The sequence below is a fragment of the Hydrocoleum sp. CS-953 genome (genome assembly GCF_002260545.1).
Classification (GTDB): Bacteria; Cyanobacteriota; Cyanobacteriia; order Cyanobacteriales; family Microcoleaceae; genus Trichodesmium.
Genome location: NZ_LGSU01001302.1, coordinates 1 through 9509, shown reverse-complemented (window position 1 = coordinate 9509; position 9509 = coordinate 1). Strand labels below are relative to the sequence as shown.

The 9509-nt window shown below is 35.9% G+C and carries 4 protein-coding genes and 2 pseudogenes; all 6 read left to right on the top strand.

Translation table 11 applies throughout. The features are described from left to right. Positions 1–906 precede the first annotated feature (906 nt). Positions 907–2027 (top strand): annotated as a pseudogene (locus AFK68_RS23515) (ATP phosphoribosyltransferase regulatory subunit); the annotation flags it as partial. Between the two features lie 8 nt (positions 2028–2035). After that, positions 2036–2713, top strand: coding sequence for an ATP phosphoribosyltransferase regulatory subunit (locus AFK68_RS46220; RefSeq protein ID WP_094675563.1), 678 nt, complete (start codon positions 2036–2038; stop codon positions 2711–2713). A 785-nt stretch (positions 2714–3498) separates the two neighbouring features. After that, positions 3499–4515 (top strand): ATP phosphoribosyltransferase, encoded by a 1017-nt coding sequence (hisG, locus tag AFK68_RS23505; protein ID WP_094675561.1) that lies wholly within the window; start codon positions 3499–3501, stop codon positions 4513–4515. 346 nt (positions 4516–4861) lie between these two features. Then, positions 4862–5089: a ferredoxin family protein gene (locus tag AFK68_RS23500; RefSeq protein WP_094675559.1), complete on the top strand. Its 228-nt coding sequence runs from the start codon at positions 4862–4864 to the stop codon at positions 5087–5089. Positions 5090–5816: 727 nt separating this feature from the next. Continuing rightward, positions 5817–7334, top strand: a pseudogene (locus AFK68_RS42400) (filamentous hemagglutinin N-terminal domain-containing protein); the annotation flags it as partial. Between the two features lie 888 nt (positions 7335–8222). Next, positions 8223–9509 (top strand): proprotein convertase P-domain-containing protein (locus AFK68_RS42395; protein ID WP_246844388.1); only part of this gene is annotated, 1287 nt, incomplete at its 3' end.

The following is a 9509-nucleotide window of genomic DNA, read 5'->3' as shown; positions in this document are numbered from 1 at the left end:
AAAGCTCTAGAAGATGAAAGTATTTCTGGTATGGCTCCTTGGAAAAATTCCTAAATGTAGATGTTTGATTTTATCTTGGTTAGTCAATTAAGTTGAATAATAAGTCATGGGTGTAGGCGAGCAACGCCATCTAATATTTAGAGTATCAGAATTTGTTTGAGGATGCAAGTGAAAATCTTTTGACCCGCGTTTTTTTTAGGAGCTTTCAAAAATGAAAATGTTGGTAATTTTCCACTGAAGTCAGGTTATACATAGAAAGATTTAATCATGGAAAAATTAAGTATTTAGCAAAGCTCCAGAAGATGAAAGTATTTCTGGTATGGCTCTTAGGAAAAATTTCTAAATGTAAATGTTTGATTTTATCTTGGTTAGTCAACTAAGTTGAATAATAAGTCATGCGTATAGGCGAGTAGCTCCATCTAATATTTAGAGTATCAGAATTTGTTTGAGGATGCAAGTGAAAATCCTTTGACGCGCGATTTTTTTCAGGAGCTTTGAAAAATGAAAATGTTGGTAATTTTCCACTGAAGGAAGGTTATAGATAGAAAGATTTAATCATGGAAAAAAAGAGATAAAATAAACGCGATGTGCAACTTTTTCCAACCGACGATATTTAGGGAGTTTTGAGAACCAGACTTTACCGCTAAAGACCCAAAAAAGCTGATTATTCCATAGTAAAGTTGCACATCGCTTCATTAATGAATAATGAAAACTACAAGGCTTTCCATTTTTATGAGGTACACCAGTCGCGGGGAAAATGCCTGCACTACAAAGCTTTATAATTAAAATTCGTACCTCATAACTTCAGAATCTTCTGTATCTCAAAAATTATTAATTACTTCTGGTTAAAACCAAGAGGATTGAATCAACTACTGAAATCTTATCAATTATCCATTATCAATTGGTATGATACATCTGTGTCAAAATTCCGATGAGAAAACCACAATCTTTGATATTTTGTCTATGCAAACCACAAAAGTAGAAAGAGTCAGAGGAGTTAACGACATCCTCCCAAGCAGTTACCAGATAGATAGAAAAATTAAAAGTACACTGAGTAGCAATTTTGAATCTTACGGCTATCGACCAATAGATGTGCCACTTATAGAATATACGGAACTCTATCTGAAAAAATCTGGTGAGGACATTATTTCTCGTCTCTACGACTTTGTTTACCGTAACCGTCGCCTCTGTCTAAGACCAGAATTCACTGCCTCAGTTGTCCGTGCTTATTTGGACAACCTCCAAGAACTACCTCTGCCAATGCGCCTTTATTACACTGGGCCAGTATTTCGTTATGAACAGCCCCAGAAAGAAAGATATCGGCAATTTACCCAAATGGGAATAGAGTTAATTGGGGCCACGGGAGCGATCGCTGATGCGGAAGTTATTTCTATGGCCTGTCAAGGTTTAGACCGTCTAGGTTTAACTGAATATCAAACATTTATCGGCCACGTTGGAGTTCTGAATAATTTTCTTGACCATCTTGAGTTAGATACTCGTCTTCGTAGTTTTCTACTTAGTCAGATGGAAACTCTAAGAATAGAAGGAAAAGAGGTTGTAGAAAACCGACTTTCTGAAATTTATCCTGCGTTTAAAAAAGATACTTCTATTGAACAACAAATAGATACAAATACAACACCAACAAAAATTAAAGATATTCTCCAAAGCTTAGAAGAAAGTGAGGCTCGAACAGCAATTTTTGAGTTTTTGGAAAGTATGAATATCGGACTCACAAGCACTCGCGCACCAGAAGAAGTAGTTGACCGTTTGTTGGTGAAAATTAAACATCAAGACCAGACTCAACAATTAAATCAAGCACTAGATTTTATGACGGAATTGAGTCAACTAAAAGGAGAGCCACTTGCCATATTCAAAGAAGCAGAAAAACTCCTTTCAGCTTATAGTATTGATGGTTATGGGTTGATACAATTACAAGATATTTTGAAAAGTTTAGAAGCTTTTAATCTTGACAAAAATCGGATTAGTCTTGATTTGGGAATTAGTCGGGGTCTTCAATATTATACAGGNAGATTTTATGACGGAATTGAGTCAACTAAAAGGAGAGCCACTTGCCATATTCAAAGAAGCAGAAAAACTCCTTTCAGCTTATAGTATTGATGGTTATGGGTTGATACAATTACAAGATATTTTGAAAAGTTTAGAAGCTTTTAATCTTGACAAAAATCGGATTAGTCTTGATTTGGGAATTAGTCGGGGTCTTCAATATTATACAGGTATGGTTTTTGAGATTTATGACAGTAAGTTAGGAGTAGAAAGAAAATTATGTGGTGGAGGTAGATATGATGATTTGGTTGTTAGTTTAGGGGGTGAAAAAGATACTCCTGCTACTGGTTTTTCTTATGTGATGGAAGAACTGAGAAAGGAATTAGCAGAAAAAGATAATTTGAGTTTAAATAATTATCAATTTGTTGAAGTTTTGGTAGTTGGTGTTAGTTCAGAATATTATGCTTATTCTGTAGAAGTAGCTGAAAAATTGAGAGAGCTAGGTTTACGAGTAGAAACTGATGTGATAGGAAGAGACGTTGAGAGTAATATCGAGTATGCGAATCAGCAGAAGATTCCATTTGTAATTATTATCAATTCTGCTGAAAAAGAAGGAAGTAAAGTGCTTTTACAAAATTTAGATTCAGGGGAACAAAAAAATTTAGAATTAAATGAAGTAGTAAATCAAGTTAGAAATATTAGGGAATAGGGAATAGGGAGTAGGGAATAGGGAGTAGGGGGAAATAATTGATTATTTATGTAGGATATATTGATGTTATTTTTTCTTTTTGGAGATGTCTATTGAATAAGCTATCAGCTTGCCTCCTGCGGAGGAACTACGTTTTTCATTTCGCGCAGCTAAACAGCTTTATTACCTTTAATTTAAAGGGGTAATTAGCATTGGGAAATTTTAAAGAATTAAATTTGTCAGGAAATAGCAGTCAGCTATCAGCTTTATTACTTTTTCCTACTTTAAAAGTAATTGAGAGATTTCCAAGAATTAGTTAAAATGTGGTAGAAGTTAAACAAATGTTGGCTTCATTCATTAAAAAGCTGTTTGCGGAGCATTCCCGAGGAAAAGCTGACTTCTAATAGCAGAATGTTTAGGAAATGGAGATGCAGAACTATGTCGTTTTCTTCAAATTGCTATGGGTTCAGCTAGTAAGTTTGAAGATCATCTTTATACTTGCTTGCAACCTGAATTTAATCAAGTATTATGAACACAAATCTCTGGCTGAAAATCTAGTAAAAGTTAAACGAATGTTGGCTTTATTAATTAAATGAAAAGCCGAATGGTGATTTAAAATTCTAAAATTAAATTATCAAAAAATTAGGTTCGCTGATAACTTATAACTAATAACTGAATTTCCAGCCTCCTAGTTTAACAGGAAATACTGATAACTGATAACTGATAACTGAATTTCCAGCCTCCTAATTTAGCAGGAAATACTGATAACTGATAACTGATAACTGAACTAATAACTGATAAATGAAATGACAAAAGATAATATTTTAAGAATAGCCTTACCAAGTAAAGGTGCTTTAGCAAAAGGAACAATGGAATTATTGTCAGCTTGTGGTTTGCGTGTATCTAGACCTAATGACAGACAATATTTTGGTTATATTCCTGCTTTACCACAAGTGAAAATTTTATTTCAAAGAGCAGCAGATATTTTTACAAAGGTAGAGGAAGGAAGTGTTGATTTAGGAATTACAGGTTATGATGTGGTTTCTGAAGAAAGTCAATCCCATGATGATGTAATAGTAATTTGGGATAAGTTAGGTTATGGTAAATGTAAATTAGTTTTAGCCGTTCCTGAGAGTTGGGTAGATGTTTCTTCTATAGAAGATTTAGCAGAGTTAACCCTCTTATTTAGAGATAAAGGAAAAAATTTGAGAATTGCGACTAAATATCATCATTTAACCCAAAAATGGCTCTACGAAAAATTAATTGTACATTTTTCTTTAGTATCTGTTCAAGGTGCAATGGAAGCGGCACCTACTATGGGATATGCTGATATGATTGCTGATATAACTAGCACTGGTACAACCCTCAGAGAAAATCGTTTAAAACAAATTGAAGGAGGTACACTTCTCGACTCCCAAGCTTGTTTAATTGGTAATAAACGGTTGTTACAAGAAAGTGAAATTAAGTTGGAAACAACTAAGGTTATTTTAGAGTTAATAGAAGCGCAGATGGAGTCGAAAAAATATGTTTCAATCACAGCAAATGTAGAGGGAAAATCAGCAGATGAAATAGGCGATCGCCTCATGTATAAAAGTGAATTAAATGGTATTTCTGGTTTGCAAGGACCGACTATTGCTAAAGTATATTCTGGAGAAAAAAATGACTGGTATGCTGTAACAATTGTGGTAAAACAAAATATGTTATTATCAGCAATTAACCATCTGAGAAAAGTAGGTGGTACAGACCTGACAGTTTCTACTCCTAATTATGTTTTTGGTTCTAAGTCTCAAATTTATGAGGAATTTTTATCAAAGCTAAATTGAAGGAAAAAGGAAGAAGGAAGAATAGAAAAGTTGATAAGGGTAATTTTGCTAAATTACTCTATAGTATTCAATTGGAGATAGTTTGTATTTTTCAGCCAAATTGCTAAGATTAAGTAGATAGGTGGGAAAATATACAAGTACATCATTGCGAGCGGAACGGAGTGTATAGAAGCAATCTCAAGGGTTTTAGTAACTTTATATTTCCTTAAATAGTTAGGTTGATTAGAGCTTATCTACTTATTTGTCTAATCATCTTTCTCTTCCCCTATTGCCTATTACCTGTGCCAAGCGCTATAAGTTTTGAATTAATCACTTTAAACTTTTAACTAAACTAAAAAAAACGAAAATGCCACATACAATTGTTACTAATATTTGCGAAGGTGTTGCTGACTGTGTTAATGCTTGTCCAGTTGCTTGTATCCATGAAGGTCCTGGTAAAAATATTAAAGGAACAGATTGGTATTGGATTGATTTTGATACCTGTATTGACTGCGGAATTTGTCTAGAAGTTTGTCCTGTAGAAGAGGCAATAGTTGCTGAGGAAAGACCTGAATTACAGAAGACTCCAGAATAGTTTTTCTGAGGAAAAGTTTCACTTAAAAATAACAATAATCTTCCTACTGCTTCGGGAGATTTTGATACTGTAGAACCATTATTCTGAAATAGTAAATTCTATATAAAATTTATAGCGATTTTCAGTAAAGATGGAATAAACTTTTAAGAACAAAAGACCATTGTAGGGACGTTTCATGGAACGTCCCTATTTTGATCTACCTAAGTGAAAACTGCTATAATTTGTGTAGGAATTTTAAGTATGTGAGGGTTTTGTCTCCAAACTTCTACCTGGTATTAAGTAGGTGAGCATAAGGCGGGTTTGTAGGAATAAGTTCCTAATTATATACACTTTCAGCTAAACCCGCCCCTACAATTTTTTTAACATTTATAGGACTTACTCAGCACAATTTGTTTTCGTCATTGCGAGCGACAGGGAAGAAATTTAAAATCCCGATCGCCGAATTTTTTGCATAACTCCTACCAGAACAGAAATATTAACAATTTTAAAGAGAAGCTTCACTACCCAGAACAGAAATATTAACAATTTTAAAGAGAAGCTTCACTACCCANTATTAACAATTTTAAAGAGAAGCTTCACTACCCAGAACAGAAATATTAACAATTTTAAAGAGAAGCTTCACTACCCAGAACAGAAATATCAACAATTTAAAGAGAAGCTTCAGTACCAAAGTTGGGTATCTATCAATAGTCTAAGAAAAAATTCAGTAACTGTAGAGGTTTTTTTTATGAAAGCTAATAAATTAGAATCTTATAGTATAACAGCTCTGACTTTAATATTAGGCATATTAGCCCCAACTCCTGTTAACTCCCAACCCATAACTCCGGCAAACGACGGTACAGGTACAACTGTTACACCACAGGGCAACCAATTTAATATCGAAGGTGGTACTCGTAGTGGAGCTAACCTCTTTCACAGTTTTGACCAATTCAACGTCAACTCAGGCCAAACCGCGAATTTCCTTACTACTCCCGACACTCGCAACATTCTAGGGCGAGTCACAGGAGGCAACGCTTCATATATCAACGGTCTGCTCCAAGTTATTGGTGGTAACTCTAATCTTTTCTTAATGAACCCCGCTGGCATAATGTTCGGCCCAAACGCCAGCCTTAACATACCCGCCTCATTCAGCGTTACTACGGCCACAGGTATAGGTTTTGACAGCAACAATTTCTGGTTTAAAGCCATGGGTACAAATGACTATGCTAATTTAGTCGGAGACCCCAGTGGCTATAAATTTAATGTGTCTAACCCAGGCGCTATAGTTAACGAAGGAAATTTAACTTTAAACCCCGGAGAAAATCTCACCTTATTAGGTGGCACAGTTATTAATACTGGGCAACTCTCTACAGCAGGGGGTAATATTACCATCGCAGCAGTAGAAGGTGGTAGTGTCTTAAGAATTTCTCAACCAGGACATTTACTCAGTTTAGAAGTAAACCCAGTCATAGTGAATGGGGAAGAGATTGATATAGCCCCTCTATCTTTACCCGGACTCTTAACAGGTGGAGAAATAATTCAGGCCACATCTGTAACTGTTAATGAAAATGGTGATGTGGTGTTGACAGATTCAAATACAGTAGTGGCAGATTTACCAGGAACTGCCATAACTTCTGGAGGTATAGATGTATCGAGCGCTGAGGATGTAGGAGGCGAGGTAAATGTATTGGGCGATCGCGTAGCTCTGATTGATACTAATATTAATGCGAATGGTTTAAATGGTGGGGGGACGGTATTAATTGGAGGAGACTCTCAAGAGAGTAGTACAGTTTTCAATTCTCAAGAAACTTCTGTTAATAGTGGCTCAATTATTTCTGCTAATGCTATTGAGAATGGAGATGGAGGAAGGGTAATAATTTGGTCTGATGGAACTACTAATTTTGCTGGAGATATTAGTGCTAAAGGAGGAGAATTTTCTGGTAATGGAGGGTTTGTTGAAGTTACGGGAAAAGAAGAATTTACATTTGATGGAAGTGTGGATGTTACTGCAGCATTGGGAGAAGAAGGAACGATATTTTCACAACCAGAAAGTGTAACGATAGGAGAGTCAGAAAATTCTAATAATTCACAAATTGCTCAAGATGAGAATGCAGATTTGACAATTAGTGCAGAAAATATTGAGCAATTATCAGGGAATGTAATATTAGAAGCTGACAATGATATAACAGTTAATGAAAAGATAGAAACTGATTCATCTGTAGAATTCAAAGCTGGTCGTAGTATTAATATAAATGCCGATATTGATNCGATAGGAGAGTCAGAAAATTCTAATAATTCACAAATTGCTCAAGATGAGAATGCAGATTTGACAATTAGTGCAGAAAATATTGAGCAATTATCAGGGAATGTAATATTAGAAGCTGACAATGATATAACAGTTAATGAAAAGATAGAAACTGATTCATCTGTAGAATTCAAAGCTGGTCGTAGTATTAATATAAATGCCGATATTGATACATCAGTTGGTAATGGAAATATTGACATTCTTGGTAATAATGATGAGATGAATTTAGCTAACCGTTCTGACGGGAAAGCATCAATAAATCAGTTAGATGGAACAACTTTAAATGCTGGTAGTGGCACTATTAATATTGAGTTGGGAAATTTAGGAGAAGTAGGAGATATAAATCTGTCAAATTTAACTACAACAGGGCAGGTTTTAGTTAATGCTAATGGGGGAAATATTGCCAGAGTTTCTGATAGTTCAATTATTAATGCTGGTAGTGCTTTATTTCAAACATCTGGAAGTGGTGGAATAGGTTTAAATGATGCACCTTTACAGTTAAATGTAGAAAATTTAGAAGCGGTTTCTGGTAGTGGGGGAGTATTTTTTGATGTAGTAAATGTAAATATTGGAGGTGTGAGTGAGGGTGTCAATGGTATTTCTGTTGTTGGAGGAGAATTAGAAATTAAGAGCGCAGGAGATGTGACATTAACAGAAAATATTTCTGCCGATGGTGCAATTAATATAGAAGCGACGGGAGATATTTCTGCTACAGGAAGCGGAATTAGTAGTAATGGGGAAAGTGTTTCTTTGTCTGCCACTAATATTCGGATAAATGATGAATTTGATGAAACTTCTGGGGATGCGGATGTTAAGTTGGAGGCCACAAATGNTAAGAGCGCAGGAGATGTGACATTAACAGAAAATATTTCTGCCGATGGTGCAATTAATATAGAAGCGACGGGAGATATTTCTGCTACAGGAAGCGGAATTAGTAGTAATGGGGAAAGTGTTTCTTTGTCTGCCACTAATATTCGGATAAATGATGAATTTGATGAAACTTCTGGGGATGCGGATGTTAAGTTGGAGGCCACAAATGATATTACTGTTGAGGATATAGAGGATGATGTGTTGGAATTTCAGCCTGGGGATGGAGAGATAGAATTTCGTGCCGATGCTGATGGGGATGGAATAGGTGTTGTTCAGATGTTGGATAATGAAGCGGATGTTGGGAGCGATCCGAATACCTTTGAGAATGGTGCGGATACTATTAAGACTAATGGGCGGAATTTGAATATTGCTGGTGCTGAAATTATTTTGGGGAATATTGATACTTCTTGGTTGCCGGTTTTGTCTGGTGGGGAGTTGCTTGCTACTATAGATGTGGATGAGGGTGGAGCAATACCAGCAGAAGGTACAGAAGGGAATGCAACTTTTACTTTTACTGTCGATGGTGACTTAGAAACTATAGAAAATCTAGATGTACGCTTTTCTGCTAAACATACTTACGATGGAGACTTAGAAGTTTATCTCGAATCACCCCAAGGGAGTGCAGTAACTTTGTTTGCAGGTGTTGGTGGTAGTGGACAAAACTTTCAAGATACTGTATTTGATGATGATGCTTCTACAAATATCAACTCTGGTAATGCTCCGTTTGATGGTACATATAGTCCCCAAGGCAATTTGGCAGGATTTAATGGAGAGAACCCTAATGGAACTTGGACTTTGAGGGTGACAGATAATTATTCGGGAGATAGTGGAACTTTATACAAAGCAGGTGATGCTGCCCCATGGGGAACTGCCACAGGTACGCAACTATTGCTGCGTAATCCTCTTGTTCAGAGTGGTGGAGGAAATGGTGGGGCAATTAATCTGGAAGCAACTCATGGTGATATTAGTGTAGGAAATATCCGCAGTTTGAGCGAAACTACTGATGGGGGAAGAATTGACCTGAAAGCTAATAACAATATTATGACAGGGTTGATTAATTCTAGTGCTGTTCAAGGAATTGGGGGTGATATCAAAATAGAAGCAGGGGGCGATATTATTGCTACAGGTGGCGGAATTAAAGGTGGTGGGGAAAGTGTTTCTTTGTCTGCAACTAATATTACGATAAATGATGAATTTGATGAGACTTCTGGGGATGCGGATATTAAGTTGGAGGCGACAAATAATATTACAGTTGAGGATATAGAG

Coding starts and splice junctions, on each gene's coding strand:
- hisG (WP_094675561.1), top strand. CDS start 3,499: ATGACAAAAGATAATATTTTAAGAATAGCCTTACCAAGTAAAGGTGCT.
- AFK68_RS23500 (WP_094675559.1), top strand. CDS start 4,862: ATGCCACATACAATTGTTACTAATATTTGCGAAGGTGTTGCTGACTGT.
- AFK68_RS46220 (WP_094675563.1), top strand. CDS start 2,036: ATGACGGAATTGAGTCAACTAAAAGGAGAGCCACTTGCCATATTCAAA.